This is a genomic window from Bacteroidales bacterium (genome assembly GCA_014860575.1).
Lineage (GTDB): Bacteria > Bacteroidota > Bacteroidia > Bacteroidales > JAAYJT01 > JAAYJT01.
The window spans coordinates 95,566-118,355 of record JACZJK010000043.1 but is presented as its reverse complement, the minus strand read 5'-3'; the positions used below and the strand labels follow the sequence as shown (position 1 = coordinate 118,355).

Below are 22,790 nucleotides of genomic sequence, written 5' to 3'. Positions count from 1 at the left end.
GTTGAATGCACCGAGTTCTGATAGTTGATGATGATCCTACATTCTGCATGATGCTGAAAACCTTTTTGTCTCAGAATGATTTTGAGGTGAAAGAGGTTTTTAGCGCCGGTAATGGCTCCAAAGCTTTCCGCGAGACTGATTTTGATATTGTGCTTACCGATTATCGCCTGCCCGATAAAGACGGCATTGAATTGCTGAAGGAGTTCAAAGCGCTGAAGCCCCAGGTGCCTGTAATTCTTATGACCCGTTATGCTGATATCCGTACAGCTGTGAGCGCAATAAAACTGGGCGCTTTTGAATATGTTGCCAAGCCTGTGAACCCCGATGAAATTTTACTTGCCATCCGTACCGCCTTAAAAAAGAAAGCCGGATTGGATGAAAAGCAGGGAGGTGTGAGCCGGAGTTTCTATATAAAACAATCGGATTTCCAATTCGTTGAGGGCGTAAATTACCGTTCCCAGCGTATCATGCAATATGCGAACCTTGTGGCACCAACTGATATGTCGGTGATCATTCATGGCGAAAGCGGAACAGGGAAAGAATACATTGCACGTACCATTCATATTAAAAGCAAGCGTCATAATAAACCCTTTGTGGCAGTTGATTGCGGGGCGCTCTCAAAGGAACTTGCAGCCAGTGAGTTGTTCGGGCATATGAAAGGATCTTTTACCGATGCGCAGAACGACAAAGAAGGCCAGTTTCAGATTGCCAATGGTGGAACCTTGTTTCTTGATGAGATCGGAAACCTTTCCTATGAGATACAACTTAAATTGCTGCGTGCAACCCAGGAAAAGAAAATCCGCCGTATTGGTGGCACCCGCGATATTGATGTGGATGTACGCATCATTGTTGCTTCCAACGAGGACCTCGATAAAGCCGTCAAAAAAGGAACTTTCCGCGAAGACCTGTATCATCGCCTGAACGAATTTAAGATTGATGTGCCTTCGTTAAAGGATCGCCCGGAAGATATCGGAATTTTTGCCAATCATTTTCTTAAACTAGCCAATCAGGAACTTGAGAAAAACATCAGCACAATTGATCCTGCTGTGATTGAAAAGTTCATGCAATATTCCTGGCCAGGCAATATCCGTGAAATGAGGAATGTTATCAAACGCGCCGTATTACTGGCATCATACGAAAAAATTACACTTGACCTGCTACCTTCGGAGATGATGCATGAGCAAATGATTACCAATGCAGCAACCTATTCAACTACCGATCTGAAAGTGATTTCAGAAACCAACGAGAGAAATATTATCCTTCAGGCGCTTGAAAAAGCCTTTTTCAACAAAACAAAGGCAGCTAGGATGCTCAATATTGATAGGAAAACGCTCTATAATAAGATGCGCCTGTATGGAATTGAGGGTTAGTTTGCCTGTTCTTCAAGTTCCGTTGCCTTTTTCTTTATGAATGGGAAAATCCCTTCACTCTTTTGCTGAACCACGGTAACAAGTTCTTTGATTTCTTCGTGGTCGGGCGTAGAATTAATTTTTTCGAGCCTCGATAATTCCTCGCTTACATGCTTCACACCCAAATGTCCGTAGGAAGTGAGCATTTTATGCGCAAGTGCTGAAATTGTGCCATAATCGTTGCTGGCAAGGGAAAGTTCCAGGGTTTCGAGATTGCGCTTGTTTTCGTCAATAAATGAGTGCAGGATCACAGCCATTGCCTTTTTATTGCCTCCCGAGAAACGTTTCACATCATTAAGGTCAAAATCACCGTCGCTCAGGTCGGGTTCATCAGCGCCATTATCTGGCTGTGGGGAAACGATACTCTCTAATCCAAGCTGTCCGGCAAGTTTCAGGAACAGGTCGGCTTCCCGGTAAGGTTTCAATACATAATCGTCCATTCCGGATTTCATATAATGATCCAGTTCGTCTTTCATGATATTGGCTGTTATGGCTACAATCGGAACCGATGCCTTATTAATGTCAACCATTGCCCTGATTTTCTGCGTCAGCTCAATGCCGCTCATGTCGGGCATATGAATATCAGTGAGGATGAGATCGTATTCATTTTTATTAATCAATGTTAGCGCTGCATTGCCGCTGAGTGCAACATCAACTTTAATGCCCCAGCGTTCGAGGATCATACTGGTGAGTTTGATGTTGAAAGCATCATCATCAACTACAAGGATATACTTGTTCTTAAGCAAAGCCGGTTCAAAACGGTTGGCATCTGCGGTCAGAACTACCTCGCCTTCGACAGCCTGCGTATAAGACAATTCAAAATGAAAAACGGATCCTTTTCCGGCTTCAGAAGCTACGCCGATGATACCGTCCTGCATTTCTATTAACCGCTTGCTTATTGTAAGACCCAGGCCTGTGCCACCAAATTTGCGGCTCAAAGATGAGTCGGCTTGTGTGAACCCTTCAAAAATAGCTTCAAGTTTTTCAGGTTGAATCCCGATGCCGGTATCGTGCACTTCGAACCTGAGCCTGACATGCTTATCAGATGCCAGCGGGTTGGTGATTTTGCGACAGAGAACAAATACTTTTCCCCTATCGGTAAACTTGATTGCGTTTCCTACCAGGTTAAAAAGCACTTGCTTTAATCGAAATGGATCGCCAATTAAGATATTTTCGCCATCAAACTCAATATGATAACCAAACCGGATTCCTTTATCGCGCGATCTGACCCTGAATGTTTTATACGTTTCTTCCATTACATCCTTAACGGTGAAGGGGACTTTTTCGAGCTTGAGTTTTCCTTGTTCTATTTTGCTGAAGTCGAGGATATCGTTTACCAGCGATAGTAAATGCTCCGATGAAAGCTTCACGGCATCAAGTTGTTCTGTTTGGTCACGGTTCAAATGTGTTCGGCTCAATTGCTCTGAGAAACCTACGATGGAATTTAGCGGCGTCCTGATTTCATGGCTCATGGTGGCAAGGAATTCCTCTTTTACCCGTGCAAGCTGTTCGGCTTTTTGTTTGGCAACAATCAATTGGTTTCGCAGGAAATTACTCCTTGATATGGCTCGTAAAATTAGGAAAAGAAAAATCAGGATGATAAACAAGCTACTAAGCATGACCGCACTGATAATCAGCACCGACTGGCCGGCAACCTCACGGGCTTCGTCGGTCTGGTGGTTCACAAGCAACACTTCATCGCGTTCGAGATTTGAAATTATATCCATGATCTGACTGATGATCAGTGAGTTGTTTTTAAGCAATTCCAACTCTTTATCAAAAAGCTGTTGCTGTACCTGGGCTTCTTCTTCCCTGATATCAGTAAGTATTTTCTGAAGGCGGTAATAAAGTAATGTATCAGTTTGCACCAACATATTGGTATCGCGTACGATGACAGTTTCCTGCAGTACCTGATCATTATTTTCAGCAGTTTCTGACTTCTTTTCTTCTTTACTCGAAAAAAGGTCAGCGATTTTTGAGAAGAAGCCTTTCGACTGCTCTTCTTTGGTTACCGGAACCGGAGGGGGGCTCAAACGCAGTGTGTCAATAAGAGAAGTGGTAGTTGAAGTGCGTGTATAAACCCGTGTACGCGTAGTATCATAAGGGGATGTGCGCAATTCCTCCAATGCACGCCAGGCATAATCAACGGTATCGGCAGCGCGCTTGAACTTCATAAATTCATCAATATTTCTTAGCCTGGTATTGAGCAGCACAGAGATTTGCCTCACTTTCCGGTGTTGGTCTTCATGGTCGGCTGTGATCGTCTTCAGTGTATCAATGTTCAGGTTGGCCCTAAAGATATACGTGAGATAGGCTTCAAAGTAATCTTCATCTTTCAGCAGGGCATAAATCCGCATATTGTTTTCTGCTTCAGTGAGATCTCTAAGTACCTCGCGAAGTTTGGTAAGTTTTTGATCGGGCTGGGAGAGTTCAATTACGCTGCTCAGAAGCTTGGAAGTGCTTATGTAAGTGAAATAGCCGGCAGCCACCACGGCTATGATAGCAAAAGTGAAGCCAAGGATCACATTGGTCCTGATTCCGTAGGTTTTGGGTTTAGGTTTCTTTTCAGCCATTTTCCTTCAGGCTAAGCTTTTAATTTTGAGGCTAAAGATACATAAAAACGTTTGATAGCTGGGAATTGATATAGAGATCATGAAAAATGCAAGACAGATGTCGTTGAGTGTAATTGTTAAATGTGGCGAGGGACGAGGGGCGGATTGGAGAGATGGAGTAATGGAGTAGTGGATGGTTGATTGGTTAATTTGTAGATTGGTTAAGACGTTAAGACGTTATGAGGCGAACACCATAGTCGAATCTTAAACCTTGAACCCGGAACCTTGAACCTTGAACTTTGAACCCGGAACGCCAAACGTCAAACTTCGAACTCGGAACCTTGAGCCCGGAAGGCTGAGCGTTCCGTGGCGGATGCTAGCGCTAAATATCAATATCAAGTACTACTGGGCAGTGATCGGAATGCACGGCCTGTGGAAGGATTCGTGCCCCGGTAAGGTTTTCGCGCAGGTTTTCGCTCACCATGTTGTAATCTATTCTCCAGCCCAGGTTTCTTGCGCGTGCTGCTGTCCTGAAGCTCCACCAGGTATACTGGTGTGGTTCCTGGTTAAAAACCCTGAAAGTATCAACAAAGCCGCTATCGAGGAATTTACTCATCCATTCGCGCTCTTCGGGTAAAAAGCCTGAACTGGTGGCATTGCGAATAGGATCGTGAATGTCAATGGGTTTGTGGCAAATATTAAAGTCGCCTGAAATAATCAGTTTTGGCCGGGATTTTTGCAATTCAATAATATAATTATGGAACTCATTGAGCCATATCATTTTGAACGCCTGGCGCACATCGCCGCTGGAGCCGGACGGATGATAAACACTTACAATGCTTACATCGCCAAAATCTGCTCTTAAAAAACGGCCTTCGAAATCATATGCCGACATATTCATACCGGTAACAACCGCGTCGGGTGTTTTCTTTGTGAGCATTCCCACCCCGCTGTATCCTCTTTTCTGAGCCGAGAACCAATACGATTGATAGCCGAGCGCCTCAAAATCCAAAACCGGGATTTGATCCGGCTGCGCCTTGGTTTCCTGGAAGCAGACCACATCAGGATTGGCGGCCTGCAGCCATTCCAATAAACCTTTTGAAAGCGCCGAGCGGATTCCGTTAACGTTGTAGGTGATGATTTTCATGCGAGGTGAATTGGTTTTATTATAAAGGTTCAAAGAAAGGAAAAGTTTGGGAGAACTAAAAATTGCGCAAAATGCGTTACGCATTTTGCGTAATTTTTATAAAACACTGATTAACCGCGCTCCAAAATTTGCCACCCCATCCAAATTTGTAAATTTGCCCGATGAAAAAGCACAAGCGTAAAACATATATTCTTACATGGCGTCGCGATCGCTTCAGCGAGCGCCAATGGTTGATCGTTCTCAGTTTTGTGATCGGAATTCTTAGCGGTGCCGCGGCTGTGATCCTGAAAAACACCGTACACTATACCCACGAATTTGTTACCACCCAGTTTGACGTTAGCCGTGTGAACCTCCTTTACCTCGCAACCCCGATGCTTGGCATCATTCTTACGGTCTTGTATGTCAAGTTCTTTGTTAAAGATAATATAGGTCATGGGGTCAGCAAGATATTATATGCTATCTCAAGAGGTCGTGGAAAGTTAAAACCACATAATACCTATTCATCCATGATTGCCAGTACACTTACTGTTGGTTTTGGCGGATCCGTGGGTCTTGAAGCGCCTATTGTTCTTACAGGTTCGGCTATAGGTTCCAATATCGGAAGCTTTTTCAGGATGAGCCAGCGGAGCATTATCCTACTGATTGGTTGTGGCGCTGCCGGTGCCGTTGCCGGCATTTTTAAAGCCCCCATTGCAGGTGTTTTGTTCGCACTCGAAATTCTGATGCTGGATCTGACCATGACAGCCCTCATTCCTTTGTTAATTGCTGCTGTTACTGCTGCTGTTCTCGATTATTTCTTTATGGGAGAGAATGTCCTCTTTTCTTTCGGCGAGGTTCAACCATTCCTGCTGAATGAAATCCCCTGGTTTATTGTACTAGGTGTTTTTACTGGACTTGTTTCGCTTTATTTCACCCGGGCAAATATTAAAATTGAGTCGTGGTTTTCAGGAATCAAAGAGGATTACAAGAAATTCCTTGTCGGCGGGGTGGCGCTGAGTGTAATGATATTTCTGTTCCCGCCACTTTTTGGCGAAGGCTATGGAGCACTAAAAACCATACTTGCCGGCAACGGTGAAGAGCTGGCCAATAACAGCCTTTTCTTTCCTTTGAAGGACAGTTTCTGGCTTTTTCTCGGCTTTCTTGGTTTAATACTGACATTTAAGGTGGCAGCAATGGCCGTTACTACCGGTAGCGGCGGGGTTGGGGGTATATTTGCCCCTTCGTTGTTTATGGGCGGAGTAAGTGGATTTTTTGTCGGACGTGCACTTAACCGGCTCACCTTTATTGATATCTCAGAAAGTAATTTTGCTTTGGCAGGCATGGCCGGTGTGATGGCTGGTGTAATGCACGCACCGCTGACTGCCATCTTCCTCATCGCTGAAATTACCGGAGGATACGGTTTGTTTATTCCACTCATAATTACTGCCACAACCTCCTATATAGTGATTATGTATTTCGAACCGCACTCCATTTACACAAAACGCCTGGCGAAAAGAGGTGAACTGGTTACCCATCATAAGGATAAATCGGCGTTGGCGATGCTGAGGATTGACAAACTGATAGAAACCAACTTCCAAACCATCAATCTGGATGCGAACCTCGGCGAGTTGGTAAAAGTGATAGAACAGTCTGAACGCAATGTTTTTCCGGTGGTGGATGAGGATAATAATTTTTATGGTGTCGTGTGGCTGAATTATGTCCGCGATATTATTTTCAAGCCTGAGAAATACGAAACTACGATGGTAAGAGATCTTTTATACATGCCTGATGTTCCGGTTGATATCAATGAAACCATGGAGGAGGTGGCCATGAAATTCCAGAACTGCGGGCATTATAACCTTCCTGTGCTGGAGAATGGCAAGTATCGGGGCTTTGTTTCACGGGCCAATGTATTTTCGTCGTACAGGCAGATTATTCATGAGTTTTCGGAAGAGTAGAGAAGAGAGGCTAAGGCTGAGGCTAAGGCTAAGGCTAAGGTGAAGGCGTAGGCAGAATGAAATGTTGCAAAAACCTGCTTTTCAAACCTGACAGCGTGCGAAGCACCTCTCAGCGTTTAATTCCGGTAGCGTAAAAAACTTATTTATAGGAAACTCCTAAAAATTATTTGCGCCTTGTTTTGTGATAAGAAAATTAAATTCTACCTTTGCACCCCTTTTTAAAGGGAAATTATGTGTTGTACTGAACTATAAAATAACAATGGACACAACAAGTTATAAAACAAAATCTGCCAATGCGGCTACTGTTCAGAAAGAATGGTTACTCGTTGATGCAGAAAATCTGGTGTTAGGTCGCTTCGCGACCAAGGTGGCGGTGATGCTCAGGGGCAAGCACAAACCATACTTCACACCTCACGTGGATTGCGGCGACAATGTAATCATTATCAATGCTGATAAAATCAGGCTTACTGGTCAGAAATGGGATGACAAACTCTACATCAGGCACACCGGTTATCCGGGCGGACAGCGGTCTTTCACTGCAAAACAGATGTTGAAATCAAAGCCTACTTCAATAGTTGAGCATGCCATAAAAGGAATGCTGCCCAAAAATCGCCTTGGCAGCGAGTTGTTCCGCAACCTTAAAGTATATACCGGTGCCGAGCATCCGCATGAAGCACAAAATCCCAGGTTAATAGATCTTAATTCAATCAAATAGCTAACATGGAAATTATCAATAGCTTAGGCAGAAGAAAAACCGCTGTTGCACGCGTATATATGAAAGATGGCAGCGGCGCAATCACAGTAAACGGAAGAGATTTTAAAGAATATTTTCCAATCTCCACACTTCAGTACGTTGTTAATCAACCATTGGAGATTACCGAGATGAGTGGCAAATTCGATATTATGGCCAATCTTGACGGTGGTGGCGTTAGCGGACAAGCAGAAGCATTACGTTTGGCAATCAGTCGTGCACTATGCGAACTCAACCCTGAATTTCGTCCCCCACTTAAGGCCAAAGGCTTGCTAAAACGCGATCCAAGGATGGTTGAACGCAAGAAACCGGGACAAAAGAAAGCCAGGAAAAAATTCCAGTTCAGTAAACGTTAATTTCAAAATAATTATCTGTTTAGTATCCAAATTGCCGGGACTCCCACTTTTACGGACTACCTGGCAATTGATTTTTAAGGAAGGTAAACCAATTTAAACAAACATTATGTCGAGAGTAAACTTCGAAGAACTTCTGGATGCCGGTGTGCATTTCGGACATTTAAAAAGAAAATGGAATCCCAACATGGCGCCCTATATTTTTATGGAGCGCAACGGAATCCACATCATTGATCTTTATAAGACCCAGGCCAAGCTTGAAGAAGCTGCCGCAGCGGTGAAACAGATTGCCAAATCGGGAAAGAAAATCCTGTTTGTAGCAACAAAAAAACAAGCAAAAGACATTGTTGCCAACCTGGCCACCAGCGTTGGAATGCCCTATGTTACCGAACGCTGGCCAGGTGGCATGCTGACCAATTTTGCAACCATCCGTAAGGCGGTTCGTAAAATGTCATCCATAGATAAATTAATGGTAAACGAAAATTTTACCAGGTTTTCAAAACGCGAACGGCTCCAGATTGCCCGTGAACGTGCAAAACTTGAAAAACAACTTGGCAGTATTGCCGATTTGAACCGCCTGCCCTCAGCGCTTTTTATTGTTGATATCCTGAAGGAACATATTGCCGTGGCTGAAGCCCGCAAACTCAATATCCCAACGATTGCGATTGTTGATACTAATTCCAACCCCAACGAGGTTGATTTTCCAATTCCAGCCAACGATGATGCAGCAAAATCAATTCAACTGATTTTGTCAAAACTCACCCAGGCCATGGAAGAAGGTTTGACAGAGCGTAAACTTGACCGCGACAAACGTGCTGAGGAAGACGATCACGAAGAGTACGAAGTTGACGATCAGGGCAGAAGAATTTACGCTGACGATGAAGAAGAAGAAAAAGTTGTTGGCACCCGCGAAAAAGGCGAAAAAGCACCAGCACGCCCCCGGGGCGAAGAAGGTGACGATCGTTCACGCCGTCCGCGTAAAGCCATAGCCAAGCCTTCACCAAGAAAAGGCCCACCGAGAAAATAATTTTTAAACAACGCATAAACGCTAAAATTTCTATAAAATGGTAAATATTACTGCGGCAGAAGTAAACAAACTGCGACAAATTACTGGTGCAGGTATTATGGACTGCAAACAAGCCCTCAAGGAATCAGAAGGAGATTTGGAAAAAGCAATCGAATATCTGCGTAAAAAAGGACAAAAAGTTGCCAACAAACGTGCCGATCGCGATGCCAACGAAGGTATTGTGCTCGCACAGGTGGCCAATGGAAATAATTTTGGAGCCATGATCATGGTTAATTGCGAAACTGATTTCGTTGGCAAAAACCAGGATTTCACTGATTTCGCCAAATCAATTCTGGAGTTGGCTATAAAAGAAAAGCCCAATACAATAGATGAGCTGAATGCCCTGACTTTGAATGGTGTAACCGTTGCCGACAGAATCATGGAAATGACTGGCAAGACCGGTGAGAAAATTGGTCTGAACCATTATGAGGTTATTTCAGCACCCATCGTGTTTACATATAACCACCACGGAAACCGTCTTTCAAGCATGGCTGGCTTTAGCAAGGCTGATGTCAAGGAAATAGAATCGTTCGGACATGACATTGTTATGCAGATTGCAGCAATGAGCCCTATTGCAATTGATAAGGATGACGTTTCTCAGGAAGTTGTTGCCAAAGAAATTGAGATTGGCAAAGACATTGCCATCCAGGAAGGCAAACCTGCTGAACTGGCTGAAAAAATTGCTATGGGAAAACTCGGCAAGTTTTTCAAAGATAATACCTTGCTCAACCAGGATTTCATCAAGGAAAGCAATATTACTGTGAAAGAATACCTTGCACGTTTTGATAAAGAGCTCAAGATTACAGCGATCAAGCGATTGATGCTTGGAGCTTAAATCCAGACTCTAAAAAAAAAATAGCCGCCATCGTTGATGAGCGGCTTTTTTTTTGGGCTTAAGACCCTAAGGGTTCTGAAAAACCCTTAGGGTCTTTTTACAGTTTAAGCAGCAACATCTACCTTTTTGAGTATCAGGTTGGCCCAGGCAATAATCACTCCGGCAGTCAAGAACATAATCAAGCTGTAAATAGCTGGCGAAATAGCGATCACATTATTATGCAAGAGTGTGCTGGCTATGGTAATCCCTAGGGTACCGTTCTGAATTCCGGACTCAATAGAAATAGTTATGCTTTGAGGTCTTTTTAGTTTCAGTAAACTTGCCGAATAATATCCAATAAAAAGCATCAATACATTTAAAGCCAATGCAATTGGACCTACATCCCTGAACGAGCTCAAGAAAATTTCTTTATTCGACACGATCGCAGCAAGGATGATTACAAAAAGAAGTATGCCCGAAACCAATTTCACAGGTTTGTCCATTTTCTTTGCGAAGTTGATGGCTTTCGCCCTGATAGCCATTCCAATAGCTACAGGCAACAACGTGATGAGCATGAGCTTGATAATCGTATCAAAAACCGGCAACGGGATATACTCGCCTTGTTGCATAAAATGCGACAGCGCAAAATTGACAATCAATGGAATTGTTATCACCGCGATCAGGCTCGAAATGGCAGTGAGCGTGATAGAAAGCGCTGTGTCACCTTTTGAGATATGACTGATAAGATTTGAAGTTGGACCGCCAGGACAGGCAGCCAGTACCATGATGCCTACTGCCAGTTCAGGGCTTTCGAGCCGGAAAACAAGTAGAAGCAAATAGCCAACAACAGGCAGTACAATGATCTGGTTGATGATACCGATCGTGGTTGCTTTCGGATAAAGCACGACCCGTTTAAAGTCAAACGGCGTAAGCGATAAACCCATGCCCAGCATAATAATTGCCAGGGATAAAGGCAGCATAATGTCAGTAAGATAGTTTGTTTCCATACTAAGGGGTGAGTTAGTTGGTAAATAATGCGGCAATAATACAACTTTGTTTTGAACCTGACCAATACGCGTTGACTGTAGTTCAGTTCAGGATATAAGTTGAAGTCTTTTCTGGTAACGTAAGCCCGGATCAGATACTTTCCTTATCAACCAGTATCATGATTGAGCGTGGAGGGATCATGGTCTTGTCGGTTTGGTCTTTCCCGAATCCTTTTGCTGTGAACCCTTCTTCGACAACAGCATCTTTGGTAGCTACGATCACCCATTCACCGACTGGGAGCTCAACTTCAACTACTTTTGGGTTCGCGTTATAGAAAACGAGGATATCTTTCCACTTGTCGCCGTTGGCATTCTCTGAAATCTGATATCCCACCAGCAGAGTTTTTTCGAACTCAAAGAAGCTGATATGCTTCTGAATCATTTCTGTGGTGGTCATGCGGAATGCGGGATGATTCTTCCGAAGTTCTATCAATGCTTTGTAGTAATCGAAAACATCCTTGTAAATGGATTTGTCATGCCAAACCAATTGATTGATTGAATCGGGCAGGTTGTATGAATTATGCTCCCCGAATTTGGTTCGCACAATTTCCTCGCCGGCATGAAGCAACGGCACTCCCTGCGAAGTGAGAACTATGGCATTCGCAAATTTTTGAATATCGAGTTTGTCTTTTTTCGTGCAGTTGATACATGTGCTGACAATCTTATCCCATAAGCAGGGATTGTCGTGGCAGGTTACGTATGTAATTGTCTGGAGCGGGCTGGGTGCGTAGGGTTCATCAGAATAATTCACCTTTGGGAAGTCAATTTGCGGATGATTGGTTGATGCCACTACGCCAAATTTGATACTTTCTTCCAAATCTTTGCGGCCAGTCATAAATCCAGGGGCATCTTGTTCCCACCATGCACCGCGGATCGCATCGCGGATATCATCACTGAAAACGGCAATTCCATTAAGTTGTTCGGCCTGGCCCTTCAGTGCGCGGTTTTCCAAATGCAGCGGGGTATCACCGGCTGTCCAGCCTTCGCCATACATAAAAATCGTGGTATCAATTTTATCTAACTCAACCCTGATAAGGTTCATGGTTTCAATATCGTGTAAACCCATGAGGTCGAACCTGAAGCCGTCAATGCGGTATTCTGTTGCCCAATATTTAACGGATTCAATCATGAATTTGCGCATCATTGTTTTTTCAGATGCTGTTTCATTACCGCATCCCGAGCCATTAGAAAACAATCCATTCGCGGTCAAACGGAAATAATATCCTGGAACCAGTTGCTCGAATGATGAGAGTTTGGCATCAAAAACATGGTTATAAACAACATCCATAATTACCCGGATGCCATTGTTGTGCAGGGCCTGAACCATTTTTTTGAACTCATTGATGCGCACATTGCCATCGTAAGGATTGGTCGAGTAGGAGCCTTCGGGCACATTGTAATTTTGTGGGTCGTAGCCCCAGTTAAACTGTGGTACATCAAGACGGGTTTCGTCAACGGTAAAGTAATCGTAAACCGGCAGAAGATGCACATGTGTGATGCCGAGTTCTTTCAGGTGGTCAACACCGGTTGTTTCGCCTTCGGGGCTGCGCGTTCCGGTTTCGGTGAAGGCCAGGAACTTTCCTTTATGCACGACCCCTGAACTTGGATGGATTGAGAAATCCCGCACATGGATTTCCCAGATAACCATGTCAGCGAAGCTTTGAAGTGGTGGGCGGTTGTCGTTTTCCCAACCTTCCGGATTGGTTGAATCCAAATCCACAATCATTCCCCTCTTCCCATTTACACCCACAGCCTTGGCGTACATGTCAGGAACTTCTTCCATCCAATTTTCTCCGATCCGGGCCTGTAGCGTGTAATAGCGATTTTTCCAATCGCCTTTGAGTTTAAGCAGCCAGGTGCCGTCCTCATCGGATTTCATATTATGGGTCTCAAGCAGATTTCCTTCATGGCCCTGATCATAGATGCGAACCAGCAACTCCGCAGCAGTTGGCGCCCAAACGCGAAAACTTGTTTTTTCAGGAGAGTAAATTACTCCGAGATCATTGCCGTGATAAACCGGATAACCGTCGGAAGTTTCTTTTGTTTCAGCAGGCTGGCAACCGCTTTCTAATAGTACTGTAGCAGTAATCATTATAAGTGTTAATGTTTTAAATGTTTGCATCGCTGATGGTTTATTAATGCCATTAATATTGTTTCGGTGTGATTAAACAAGAAGCCAAAAGTAAGATTTTTCCGGAGTTCTGAAGACAAGTTCATACTTCCAAGCATGATTTTCCTACTTTTACCGGCGCAAAACATGGCCAAATCAGAGCTTGCCGGGATGAAAAAAATCTTTACTTATTTTGTTGATTTTCACAAAACATACTTCCAGGCAAAGTTGTATCTGCTTGCGCTCTTGTTTATTGCACTGCTGGTAACTTTCAATTATTTGCTGGATTTTGAAGACCACTATATTGACACGTTGCCAAAGAATTTGCGAGTGTTTTGCTATTTCCTTTACAATTGTGTTGCATACTATGGAATACTGCTTATCATCTGGGTTTTTGGAAAAGAAAAGCTCAAGCTGACGAGAAACTTCTGGATCAAAAGCCTGTTAGGCTTTCTTATTCTGGGAATTGATAATTCATACGTTTCCTGGTACGGTGTAATCAGGGAAATCGCTCCGGCAGCCACTGTCACCTTTTATAACAAATTGGTAGTTAACAGCGTGGGTTTGCTTACCATGTTTTTCCCTCTACTTATTGTAAAACAAATCTTCGACCGTGGCGATCATCAGGGGCTTTATGGCTTAACATTCAGCAAAGTGGATTGGAAGCCCTATTGGATCATGCTACTGGTTATGGTTCCATTGATCTATGCGGCTACTTACCTTCCCGATTTCCTTGATTACTATCCAACCTATAAACGAACCGGAGGCGACAGGTTCGCAGAGTACTACAACATTTCAGAAAACTGGGCCATTACCTGGTATGAGGCCTTTTATATTGGCGATTTCCTTTTTACGGAACTCTTTTTCCGTGGTTTTCTGATCATTGGAATGGCAAAACTACTTGGTAAGAACGCTGTGCTGCCTATGGTAGCCGCTTACTGCATGCTGCATTTTGGAAAACCGCTGGGCGAAGCGATCAGTTCAATTTTTGGTGGTTATATCCTTGGCATTATCGCCCTTTACAGCCGGAATATCTGGGGCGGAGTGTTCGTGCATGGCGGTATCGCCGGATTGATGGAGTTGTTTGCGTTTTGGCGGATGAATTGATTTTGCTTAGCTTTGGGCTGGCAAATTCAAATATTTTTTTCCAGTTGCAGAATTAAGCATTTTCCTTGAAAAGTTTTTATACAGTCTCTTACGATTGACAAACATTCACTTCAAATCCTAAACAATGAAAATTAAAATCAGGTTATTCAGTTTTTTTGCAACCGCACTTTTTGGAGTTTTATTCATCAAGCAGGTTCAGGCCCAGATCAGCCTTGATCTTGAAACCGGCATCGTATTTACCGGTCTGAACCATGCCCGCATTCCTGGCAATGATGGCACATTTATATCCTTTTCCGGTGAGTTGGATGCCGACCCAAAGCCATTTGCCAGGTTTAAAGCGGGCTACCGCTTCGGCAAGCGCAGTGAAGTATTGATTTTGCTGGCGCCACTAAAGTTCACCTACGAGGGTTCGGTTAACAGGGATGTGGTTTTCCAGGGCGAAAACTATTTGGCGAACACAGCATTAACCGCTAACTACAAGTTCAATTCTTATAGAGCAACATACCGTTATTACCTGACGGACCGCGAAAATCTTACAATAGGCCTGGGTCTGTCCCTTAAGATCAGGGATGCATTGATAGGCCTTGAAGGAGGCGGTTTGCAATCCGAAAAAACTGATTTTGGTTTTGTGCCTTTGATCAACTTTATTGTTCACTGGCAGCCAACAAAACGTTTCGGACTGCTGCTTGATGGCGATGCCCTGGCTGCTCCACAAGGGCGTGCCGAAGATGTGCTGGCTGCTATCACTTATCAGGCAACCGAAAAATTATACCTCAAAGCCGGTTACCGCATCCTCGAGGGCGGCGCCGATAATAAAACGGTTTATACTTTCTCGCTGTTTCATTATGGGGTGGTGGGGGCAGTTTTGAAGTTTTGATACCGGTTGCTTTGTTCTAAGGAATATCATTTAATTGACATATGGATTTTTATTACCGATAGCATCGCTTTGAGCGATACTATCGGTTAAACAGATGAAATTTGCAATACCCTTCTTCAATCCTCCAATGCAGATTTCAGCTAAACCACATTTTCACGTATCAATTGAAATACTATCTTTGGCCGTCAAACCAAAACCATTACTGCTATGACTGACAAGAACAACGAAATCAAAGGCCTGCCCGAAAATGCGTATCGTGAACTCAAGCCTGGTGAAACGTATGAACCAATTATGTCGCCTTACAAGGTTTACCCCGAAGTGAACCTGCGTTCGGTTTTGTTAGGCCTGTTGATGGCAGTCGTTTTTTCAGCGGCAGCCGCTTATCTTGGACTTAAAATCGGCCAGGTTTTTGAAGCCGCTATTCCCATCGCCATCATTGCAGTTGGACTTTCCACACTCGGGAAACGTAAAAATGCGCTGGGCGAAAACGTAATTATTCAATCCATAGGGGCCAGTTCCGGGGTCATAGTAGCAGGCGCCATTTTCACCCTTCCGGCGCTTTATATTCTGGATCTCCATGCTGAGTTTTCCCAGGTCTTCCTTTCTTCTTTATTGGGCGGGTTTCTGGGAATTCTTTTTATGATCCCATTCCGCAAGTATTTTGTTGATGATATGCACGGCAAGTTCCCTTTCCCTGAGGCAACGGCCACCACCGAAGTGCTGGTTTCAGGAGAGAAGGGTGGTGATCAGGCCAAGGTGCTTCTTTTCAGCGGGCTCGTTGGCGGAATCTATGATTTTGTGATCGCAACTTTTGGTTGGTGGAACGAAGTATTTACAACCCGTGTGATCGCTTACGGCGATGTGCTGGCTGATAGGGCCAAAATTGTTTTCAAGCTGAATGTGGGCGCAGCCATTGTGGGTCTTGGTTATATAATAGGACTGAAATATGCCGTGATCATCTGCGCCGGTTCATTTGTCGGCTGGTTTGTTATCATTCCCATGATCGCTCATGCTGCCGCTGCTTTCGGTGGTGATGCCACTGCCGTTGCTGCCATGACTGCAGAGTCCATCTTCCGGGAATATGTGCGTATGATTGGCATCGGAGGCATAGCCATGGCAGGTGTGATTGGCATTGTCCGTTCTTCTGGCATTATTAAATCTGCAATCAGCCTTGCGGCCAAAGAGATTTTCAGCAAAACGGCAAACAGCGACAACAACCTGCGAACCCGCCGCGATTTGCCCATGAGCCTGATCATGGGTGGCATCCTGGTAACAGCTATACTGATCTTCGTATTCTTTCAGTTTGGAGTGGTTCAAAACCTAACGCATGCTTTGATCGGCTTGCTTATCGTGATGGTAATTGCTTTTTTGTTTACTACAGTAGCAGCCAATGCCATAGCCATTGTAGGAACCAATCCGGTTTCGGGCATGACTCTGATGACTTTGATCCTGACTTCCCTCGTTATGACATCCGTTGGATTATCGGGAGCTTCCGGCATGGTGGCTGCACTGGTGATCGGTGGCGTGGTTTGCACTGCCCTGTCAATGGCCGGAGGTTTTATCACCGACCTGAAGGTTGGTTACTGGTTAGGTTCATCGCCATATAAACAGGAAACCTGGAAATTTCTTGGAACCGTTGTTTCGGCAGCAACCGTTGGTGGTGTGATTATTATTCTGAACCAGACCTACGGTTTTAAAGGCGAAGGAGCGCTGGCAGCTCCCCAGGCCAACGCTATGGCTGCCGTAATAGAACCCATGATGACAGGCGGCGCAGCTCCCTGGCTCTTATACGCATCAGGCGCATTCCTTTCACTGATCCTTACTATGCTTGGAATTCCCGCGCTTGCATTTGCATTGGGAATGTTTATCCCGCTTGAACTTAACACACCTTTATTGGTTGGTGGTATTATAGCTTATTTCGTTCAGTCGCGAAGCAAAGATGTGGGTCTTAACAATGCCAGGAAAGAACGCGGAACTTTGATAGCCAGCGGATTTATTGCCGGTGGCGCTTTGATGGGTGTGGTAAGCGCTATGATGAAATTTGGCGGGCTGGATTGGCAAGCAGCAGAGTGGCTCAGATCCGACGGTTCACAATGGCTGGCAATAGCGATGTTTGCCCTGCTATGTGTGTATTTATACCGGAATTCTATAAAAGCTAAAGTGGAATGAATGTAGAATTTAGAATGTAGAATGCCGCCTTTTTGTGATGCAGTTCCCGAATCACTTCGTTCTCGGGATTTCGCTTCGCTCAAGTTGCAGTGATGGTATATGGGGCTTTTGCCAACTGCCAACTTTTCACCAAAAGGCTTTTTTCTGAAAGGGAGAATATTAAATGAAGAATATAGAGTACCGAATTTGAATCTTAAATTTGGAATTTTGAATTAAAGAAAAATCATGAAAAACGACGAATTACTTGAAAGGTTTCTGAGATACGTGAAAATTGACACACGATCGGACGATACTTCCAGTACTTTTCCGAGTACTGAAAAACAGTGGAATCTTGCCCGTTTGCTTATCGACGAACTTAAAGACATGGGCATGCAGGAAGTCAGCATTGACAAATATGGTTATGTGATGGCAACCTTGCCTTCCAATCTCGACAAAACGGTTCCGGTAATTGGCTTCCTGGCACATGTGGATACCAGTCCCGAAATGTCTGGTGAAAATGTGAACCCGCAAATAGTTGAGAATTATCAGGGTGGAGACATTGTCCTGAACCAGGAAAACAATGTTATACTCTCGCCCCTTGATTTTCCCGAACTTGGAAATTACATCGGCAAAACCCTCATCACTACCGACGGTACAACCTTGTTAGGCGCCGACGACAAAGCCGGCATCGCCGAGATCATGACCGCACTTGATTACCTGCTAAAACATCCTGAGATCCCACACGGAACCATTAAAGTTGCCTTCACACCCGACGAGGAAATTGGCAAAGGCGTGGACTTTTTTGATGTGAGGAAGTTTGGCGTTGACTATGCTTACACCATGGATGGCGGTGGCATTGGCGAGCTCGAATACGAAACTTTCAACGCCGCCAGCGCTATAGTAAAATTGCAGGGAAGGAATATACATCCGGGCTATGCAAAGAACAAAATGATCAATGCCATGCTGCTTGCCATGGAGTTTAACAGTTTGTTGCCGGAATTTGAGAAACCTCAATACACCCACGATTACGAAGGGTTTTATCACCTTGTTAAAATGGAAGGTGGCGTCGAAAACTCTACGTTGCAATACATCGTTCGCGACCACAACAAAGGGATTTTCGAAAAGCGCAAAAAATTCATGGAATCGGTTGCCGCATTCATGAACACAAAGCATGGCGAAGACAGGGTTGTGGTGGAACTTAAAGACCAATATTACAACATGCGCGAAAAAATTGAACCGGTGATGCACGTGGTTGATATTGCCCAGAAGGCAATGGAAATGGCCGGAATTGAGGCAATCATCAAACCCATTCGCGGTGGAACCGATGGCGCCAGGTTATCATACATGGGTTTGCCCTGTCCGAATATTTTTGGTGGCAGCCATAATTTCCACGGCAAATACGAATATGTGCCACTGGAAAGCATGCATAAAGCTGTTGAGGTGATTTTGAATATTGTGAAGCTGTATGCTGAGAAAGCGAAATAGCGCTCTTCGACTTTTATGTAAATACTATTCCTCGTCCAGCTAACAAGATTGTAACTAACAACTTTGTTAGTTGGTTTCAGGTTCTGATAAGCAGAAAGTAAATCATCTAACACCTTTGTGTTTGGAACCGGCTGACCTGATTAGAAACCAGATCCTTGCAGCCTTTGCCACCAGGTCAATGGCGTCAAAGGCATCTTCGAGGGTTGGGCCTGTGGCAATGATGCCGTGCTTTTCCCAGATAGCAACCCTGAACGTTTTCATGGCTTCGGCGCTTGCTTCTGCAAGTTCATTGCTGCCCGATTTCAGGTAGGGAATGTATGCAATGCCTTCGGGAAGGTAGATGCTGAATTCAGGAAGAATATTGCAAAGTGCTTCGTTGAGTGCTTCCTGGTTATTAAGTTTGCTAATTTGTGAAAGGGCAATGATTTCTGCCGGGTGGGTGTGGAGCACTGTCTTATGATCCGGCCGGTGGTTTTGCAGGGTTTCATGTATCAGCAAGTGGCTCGCAAATTCTGAAGTAGGGGAGGGAGATTGGTTGTGTTCTGAAAGCGGAATGATAGAAAATTCTGATTGTTCGCTGCAATGTACGAGGCAGCATCCTTGCTCCGGATTTTTCATGATCTGTCGCATGCGGGAGCCGGAAAGACTGGTTAGAAGGCTAAGGCTGAGGCGATGGCTAAGGTTTGGAATTGGGTAGATTTGATGATTTGGGTTTTGATGTAGATTGGCTTCATAGATCAGACCGCTAACATTTACCGAGATATTACCTGCACCCCATTCAGCCCAGCCCCGATCCCAAAGCCAGGTGGCCACAGTGCGTATGTCCTTGAATATTAGGTCAAGTTTTGGATCAAAAAGCGAAGAAGGCATATTTTCGATTTTCAGGCTGACGTTATTCGTTGAAAAGGGACGGGAAAGTTTCCTGTTTTATAGTCTCAACAGCGTTAGCAAATGCTTTGGCTTCTTCAATAAACCTTTCAGCAATTGGCCGTGATAGCTCTGGGTACTCTTCCATTCTTTCAGGATGCCATTGAACGCCAAGCAGAAATGGCTTGTTTTGATAGTCTTCCCATTCAACAGCTTCAATAACGCCATCCTCCGCAACTGCACTCATTCTGAGTCCCGGTGCCGTTCCCCTGATGGCCTGATGGTGATTGGTCGTGACTGTTCCCTGTGTTTGATCAGTAATTTCCTGTAACAAAGTCTGATGAAAAACAAACACCTCATGCTGGCATTGAAGCGGGTCTTCATCGCAACGATGTATTACTTGCCTTCCGATATCATCAGGAATATCAATAAAAAGGGTTCCTCCAAGGGCTACATTAAGTATCTGGTGTCCACGACAAATGCCAAGAATTGGCAAGCCCATTTCAAGGGCTTTCTGAATGAGCATAATTTCAAGGGTGTCCCTGTAGCGATCAAACTCGCCGCATCGGGCAGTATCACGGATCCGCCCATACAAGCCGGGGAAAACATCTTCGCCGCCTGTTATAAGCAGTGCATGGTGTTTTTCGAGCATACTTACTGCCGAATCAATTTCCAGCCCATACATATCAGTGATCGCAATGCTTGGATTGCTTTGCAGCAGCCAGTTACTGTAATTATCAGAGAGTTTTGATACTGCAATATGTAACGGTTCTTCCTTGGTTTGTGAGCAGGAAATGAGCACTAACGAAAAGAAAAGACAACAACTGTATGCGAAAAACTTAGCGCGTTTTGATTTCATAGCTGATATAATTTGGTTGGTTCTATCAATCAAACTCAAACTGTGTTAAAAGTTCAAACGGAAATTATAAACTTTCGGAAATCCCATGCCTGATTTCCTTGGGTTTAATTTCCTGTGAGTAACTCCTTAACAATAGCGGCCACTGTTTTGTTATCGGCTTTCCCGGCAAGCTGCCTGGAAGCCTCGCCCATAACCCGGCCCATATCCTTGATACCCTGCGCGCCACTTTTTTCGATGATGGCGGCAACTATTATTTTCACATCTTCAATATCAAGCTGTTTCGGTAAAAATGCCTCAATCACGGCATATTGAAACTCTTCGGGTTCAGCCAGATCAACGCGACCCTGTGTGCGATAAATCTCAGCCGATTCTTTGCGCTGTTTGACAAGTTTCTGTAAAAGGCGGATTTCATCTTCCCCGCTGAGGGTTTCACCGGCTGAGCCGCCTTTAGTTTTTTCAAGCTGGATCGCGGACTTTACTGCCCGAAGGGCTTCCAGTTTTTTGGCATCCTTTGCCAGCATGGCTGCTTTAATATCAGCCATTATTTTTTCTTCGAGGTTCATAATTTCAACGATTTACAATTTTCCGACTTCTTTTGAATTTTGGATTTTGAGCTTTGGATTTTGAATTTGTCTAATCCACATTATCATGCAAGTAAGAATTGTTTGTGCGAATATCCGTATTATTATCATCATCGCTTGATAAAGTATAACGCGAGGTTTGCTGTCCAGTTTTGGGCGGAGGATCAGTAAGTTCCATTTTTTTACGAATATAGGCCGGTTCGCGTTCGAGTTCAGCCAGACCGCCAGGGGTTTTAAGCTTTACGCTGAGTTCGCGTAACCTCATGGCGCGTTCCTGGGCTTTACGCTGCTGTTCCATGGTATCCCCGTTTTCTGGTTCGGGAGTTGGTTCCTCAACTTGTTTTCTCATGGATACGAAGGGTCTTTCTGGTTCACTGACAGGAGAAGGAATAAACATTGGCGTGGCTTCCTCTTTCTGTGGCGCTTTAATTTCCTCTTTCTGTGTCAGTTTCATTTCCTCAGGCTTGCTTGCTTTTGCAACAGGAACTTGCTCGGCATTGGGCTGTGGTGGGCCAAACTCGAATGTATAAACCCGCGGAGCTTCTGCAATGGCTTTGGGTTCATCCGGCTTTTTGGTACTAAGTTTCATTTCCTGACTGTCATCAACTTCCGGTTTCTTTGGTTCCTCTATCGGGGTTGGTTTTTTAATATCGTCAAGCGATCCAACAAAAATTTTACCAGCATTTGGGTCCGTAATTTTCTTTGAATCAAACCCTGTGGCGATCAAAGTAACACATACTTTTGAGCCTAAGGATTCATCAGTTCCGTTGCCCCAGAGTATTTCTGCTGTCTGGCCAGCTTCATTCTGAATAAAATCTGTTATTTCGGTTACTTCATCCATGCTGATTTCCTCAGTGCCTGAAGCGATATAGAGCAAGATATTATCGGCTCCTTTGATATTGTTGTCATCGAGCAACGGCGAGCTTAAAGCGCCTTCAACGGCTTTGAGCGCGCGGTTTTCACCTTCTGCAACGCCTGATCCCATGATAGCCTTACCACTGTTTTTCATAACGGTTTTCACATCCTCGAAATCAACATTTACATAACCGGGCACGGTGATGATTTCGGCAATTCCCCTGGCGGCTGTTGTAAGCACATCGTCGGCCTGGTGGAAAGCCTGGCTGAGTTTGAGATCGCCATATAACTCTCTCAGCTTGTCGTTATTGATTATCAGCAGCGTGTCAACGTATTTGCGCATTTCCTGTATTCCGGCTTCAGCTTGAAGCGTACGTTTGCGGCCTTCAAACTTAAAGGGTATTGTTACGATCCCAACGGTGAGGATATCGAGCTCCCTTGCTGCCTGGGCAATTACAGGCGCACCGCCGGTTCCTGTTCCGCCGCCCATTCCGGCAGTGATGAACAGCATTTTGGTGTTCACACTTAACAGTTCTTTTATTTTCTCGATATTTTCGCGTGTGGCTTCGCGTCCTACTTCCGGGATGGAACCGGCTCCCAATCCCTTGGTTCCAAGTTGTATTTTTGTGGGAACCGGGCTCAGCTCAAGCGCCTGTGCATCGGTATTGCAGACGATGAAGTCCACATCTTTGATTCCTTGCTGAAACATGTAAGAAACGGCATTGCTTCCACCGCCTCCAACGCCCAAAACCTTTATAAGGTTAGAGCGGTTTTTAGGTTGAATAAATTCTAAGTTTGGCATGGCTAAATCTCCTTGTGTGTGGTT

Annotated in this window: 18 protein-coding genes; 10 read left to right on the top strand and 8 right to left on the bottom strand. The window is 44.6% G+C overall.

The window, feature by feature from the left end:
- Positions 1–5 precede the first annotated feature (5 nt).
- Positions 6–1,370: a sigma-54-dependent Fis family transcriptional regulator gene (locus IH597_12155; GenBank protein MBE0663204.1), complete on the top strand. Its 1,365-nt coding sequence runs from the start codon at positions 6–8 to the stop codon at positions 1,368–1,370.
- On the opposite strand, the gene IH597_12150 is transcribed toward IH597_12155, so the two are convergent.
- Both IH597_12150 and xth read right to left on the bottom strand, forming a co-directional pair.
- Positions 1,367–3,982 (bottom strand): response regulator, encoded by a 2,616-nt coding sequence (locus IH597_12150; protein MBE0663203.1) that lies wholly within the window; start codon positions 3,980–3,982, stop codon positions 1,367–1,369. The two genes, IH597_12155 and IH597_12150, sit on opposite strands and share 4 nt — an antisense overlap.
- 361 nt (positions 3,983–4,343) lie before the next feature.
- Positions 4,344–5,108: an exodeoxyribonuclease III gene (xth, locus tag IH597_12145; protein MBE0663202.1), complete on the bottom strand. Its 765-nt coding sequence runs from the start codon at positions 5,106–5,108 to the stop codon at positions 4,344–4,346.
- Positions 5,109–5,269: 161 nt separating this feature from the next.
- Between xth and IH597_12140 the strand changes: the two genes are divergently transcribed.
- The 5 genes from IH597_12140 to IH597_12120 all read left to right on the top strand — a co-directional run bounded on the left by IH597_12140 (position 5,270) and on the right by IH597_12120 (position 10,050).
- Positions 5,270–7,045 carry a chloride channel protein gene (locus IH597_12140; GenBank protein ID MBE0663201.1) on the top strand — a complete coding sequence of 592 codons (1,776 nt, stop codon included), beginning with the start codon at positions 5,270–5,272 and terminating at the stop codon, positions 7,043–7,045.
- Positions 7,046–7,304: 259 nt separating this feature from the next.
- Complete coding sequence (gene rplM / locus IH597_12135) at positions 7,305–7,760, top strand: 50S ribosomal protein L13 (protein ID MBE0663200.1); 456 nt, start codon at positions 7,305–7,307, stop codon at positions 7,758–7,760.
- A gap of 5 nt (positions 7,761–7,765) precedes the next feature.
- Positions 7,766–8,152 (top strand): 30S ribosomal protein S9, encoded by a 387-nt coding sequence (gene rpsI, locus IH597_12130; protein MBE0663199.1) that lies wholly within the window; start codon positions 7,766–7,768, stop codon positions 8,150–8,152.
- A gap of 106 nt (positions 8,153–8,258) precedes the next feature.
- The gene (rpsB, locus tag IH597_12125) at positions 8,259–9,176 is read left to right on the top strand and encodes a 30S ribosomal protein S2 (protein MBE0663198.1); all 918 of its coding nucleotides are present in this window, start codon (positions 8,259–8,261) and stop codon (positions 9,174–9,176) included.
- 37 nt (positions 9,177–9,213) lie between these two features.
- On the top strand, positions 9,214–10,050 hold the full coding sequence (locus tag IH597_12120; GenBank protein MBE0663197.1) for an elongation factor Ts: 837 nt from the start codon (positions 9,214–9,216) through the stop codon (positions 10,048–10,050).
- Between the two features lie 104 nt (positions 10,051–10,154).
- Here the strand turns inward: IH597_12120 and IH597_12115 are convergent, their stop codons facing one another.
- Entirely contained in the window at positions 10,155–11,036 is an 882-nt protein-coding gene (locus tag IH597_12115; protein MBE0663196.1) for a bile acid:sodium symporter family protein, read from the bottom strand.
- Positions 11,037–11,166: 130 nt separating this feature from the next.
- Positions 11,167–13,167 (bottom strand): type I pullulanase, encoded by a 2,001-nt coding sequence (gene pulA, locus IH597_12110; GenBank protein MBE0663195.1) that lies wholly within the window; start codon positions 13,165–13,167, stop codon positions 11,167–11,169.
- A 135-nt stretch (positions 13,168–13,302) separates the two neighbouring features.
- Here pulA and IH597_12105 point away from each other — a divergent pair, with 135 nt between their 5' ends.
- The 4 genes from IH597_12105 to pepT all read left to right on the top strand — a co-directional run bounded on the left by IH597_12105 (position 13,303) and on the right by pepT (position 18,802).
- Positions 13,303–14,292 (top strand): CPBP family intramembrane metalloprotease, encoded by a 990-nt coding sequence (locus IH597_12105; protein MBE0663194.1) that lies wholly within the window; start codon positions 13,303–13,305, stop codon positions 14,290–14,292.
- A 124-nt stretch (positions 14,293–14,416) separates the two neighbouring features.
- A complete protein-coding gene (locus IH597_12100) occupies positions 14,417–15,169 on the top strand; it encodes a hypothetical protein (protein ID MBE0663193.1) in 753 nt (250 codons plus the stop codon).
- 207 nt (positions 15,170–15,376) lie between these two features.
- The gene (locus IH597_12095) at positions 15,377–17,338 is read left to right on the top strand and encodes an oligopeptide transporter, OPT family (GenBank protein ID MBE0663192.1); all 1,962 of its coding nucleotides are present in this window, start codon (positions 15,377–15,379) and stop codon (positions 17,336–17,338) included.
- A 225-nt stretch (positions 17,339–17,563) separates the two neighbouring features.
- Entirely contained in the window at positions 17,564–18,802 is a 1,239-nt protein-coding gene (pepT, locus tag IH597_12090; protein ID MBE0663191.1) for a peptidase T, read from the top strand.
- 102 nt (positions 18,803–18,904) lie between these two features.
- Here pepT and rhaD read toward each other — a convergent pair whose 3' ends face one another.
- The 4 genes from rhaD to ftsZ form a co-directional block, all read right to left on the bottom strand.
- On the bottom strand, positions 18,905–19,672 hold the full coding sequence (gene rhaD / locus IH597_12085) for a rhamnulose-1-phosphate aldolase (GenBank protein ID MBE0663190.1): 768 nt from the start codon (positions 19,670–19,672) through the stop codon (positions 18,905–18,907).
- 22 nt (positions 19,673–19,694) lie between these two features.
- On the bottom strand, positions 19,695–20,528 hold the full coding sequence (locus IH597_12080) for a gamma-glutamyl-gamma-aminobutyrate hydrolase family protein (GenBank protein MBE0663189.1): 834 nt from the start codon (positions 20,526–20,528) through the stop codon (positions 19,695–19,697).
- Between the two features lie 104 nt (positions 20,529–20,632).
- Positions 20,633–21,091: a GatB/YqeY domain-containing protein gene (locus tag IH597_12075; GenBank protein ID MBE0663188.1), complete on the bottom strand. Its 459-nt coding sequence runs from the start codon at positions 21,089–21,091 to the stop codon at positions 20,633–20,635.
- Positions 21,092–21,161: 70 nt separating this feature from the next.
- Positions 21,162–22,766, bottom strand: a complete 1,605-nt coding sequence (ftsZ, locus tag IH597_12070) for a cell division protein FtsZ (GenBank protein ID MBE0663187.1) — start codon at positions 22,764–22,766, stop codon at positions 21,162–21,164.
- Positions 22,767–22,790 lie beyond the last annotated feature (24 nt).

Coding starts and splice junctions, on each gene's coding strand:
- IH597_12105 (MBE0663194.1), top strand. CDS start 13,303: ATGATTTTCCTACTTTTACCGGCGCAAAACATGGCCAAATCAGAGCTT.
- IH597_12120 (MBE0663197.1), top strand. CDS start 9,214: ATGGTAAATATTACTGCGGCAGAAGTAAACAAACTGCGACAAATTACT.
- IH597_12140 (MBE0663201.1), top strand. CDS start 5,270: ATGAAAAAGCACAAGCGTAAAACATATATTCTTACATGGCGTCGCGAT.
- pulA (MBE0663195.1), bottom strand. CDS start 13,167: ATGATTACTGCTACAGTACTATTAGAAAGCGGTTGCCAGCCTGCTGAA.
- xth (MBE0663202.1), bottom strand. CDS start 5,108: ATGAAAATCATCACCTACAACGTTAACGGAATCCGCTCGGCGCTTTCA.
- IH597_12080 (MBE0663189.1), bottom strand. CDS start 20,528: ATGAAATCAAAACGCGCTAAGTTTTTCGCATACAGTTGTTGTCTTTTC.
- IH597_12075 (MBE0663188.1), bottom strand. CDS start 21,091: ATGAACCTCGAAGAAAAAATAATGGCTGATATTAAAGCAGCCATGCTG.
- IH597_12115 (MBE0663196.1), bottom strand. CDS start 11,036: ATGGAAACAAACTATCTTACTGACATTATGCTGCCTTTATCCCTGGCA.
- IH597_12150 (MBE0663203.1), bottom strand. CDS start 3,982: ATGGCTGAAAAGAAACCTAAACCCAAAACCTACGGAATCAGGACCAAT.
- rpsI (MBE0663199.1), top strand. CDS start 7,766: ATGGAAATTATCAATAGCTTAGGCAGAAGAAAAACCGCTGTTGCACGC.
- rpsB (MBE0663198.1), top strand. CDS start 8,259: ATGTCGAGAGTAAACTTCGAAGAACTTCTGGATGCCGGTGTGCATTTC.
- ftsZ (MBE0663187.1), bottom strand. CDS start 22,766: ATGCCAAACTTAGAATTTATTCAACCTAAAAACCGCTCTAACCTTATA.
- IH597_12100 (MBE0663193.1), top strand. CDS start 14,417: ATGAAAATTAAAATCAGGTTATTCAGTTTTTTTGCAACCGCACTTTTT.
- rhaD (MBE0663190.1), bottom strand. CDS start 19,672: ATGCCTTCTTCGCTTTTTGATCCAAAACTTGACCTAATATTCAAGGAC.
- pepT (MBE0663191.1), top strand. CDS start 17,564: ATGAAAAACGACGAATTACTTGAAAGGTTTCTGAGATACGTGAAAATT.
- IH597_12095 (MBE0663192.1), top strand. CDS start 15,377: ATGACTGACAAGAACAACGAAATCAAAGGCCTGCCCGAAAATGCGTAT.
- rplM (MBE0663200.1), top strand. CDS start 7,305: ATGGACACAACAAGTTATAAAACAAAATCTGCCAATGCGGCTACTGTT.
- IH597_12155 (MBE0663204.1), top strand. CDS start 6: ATGCACCGAGTTCTGATAGTTGATGATGATCCTACATTCTGCATGATG.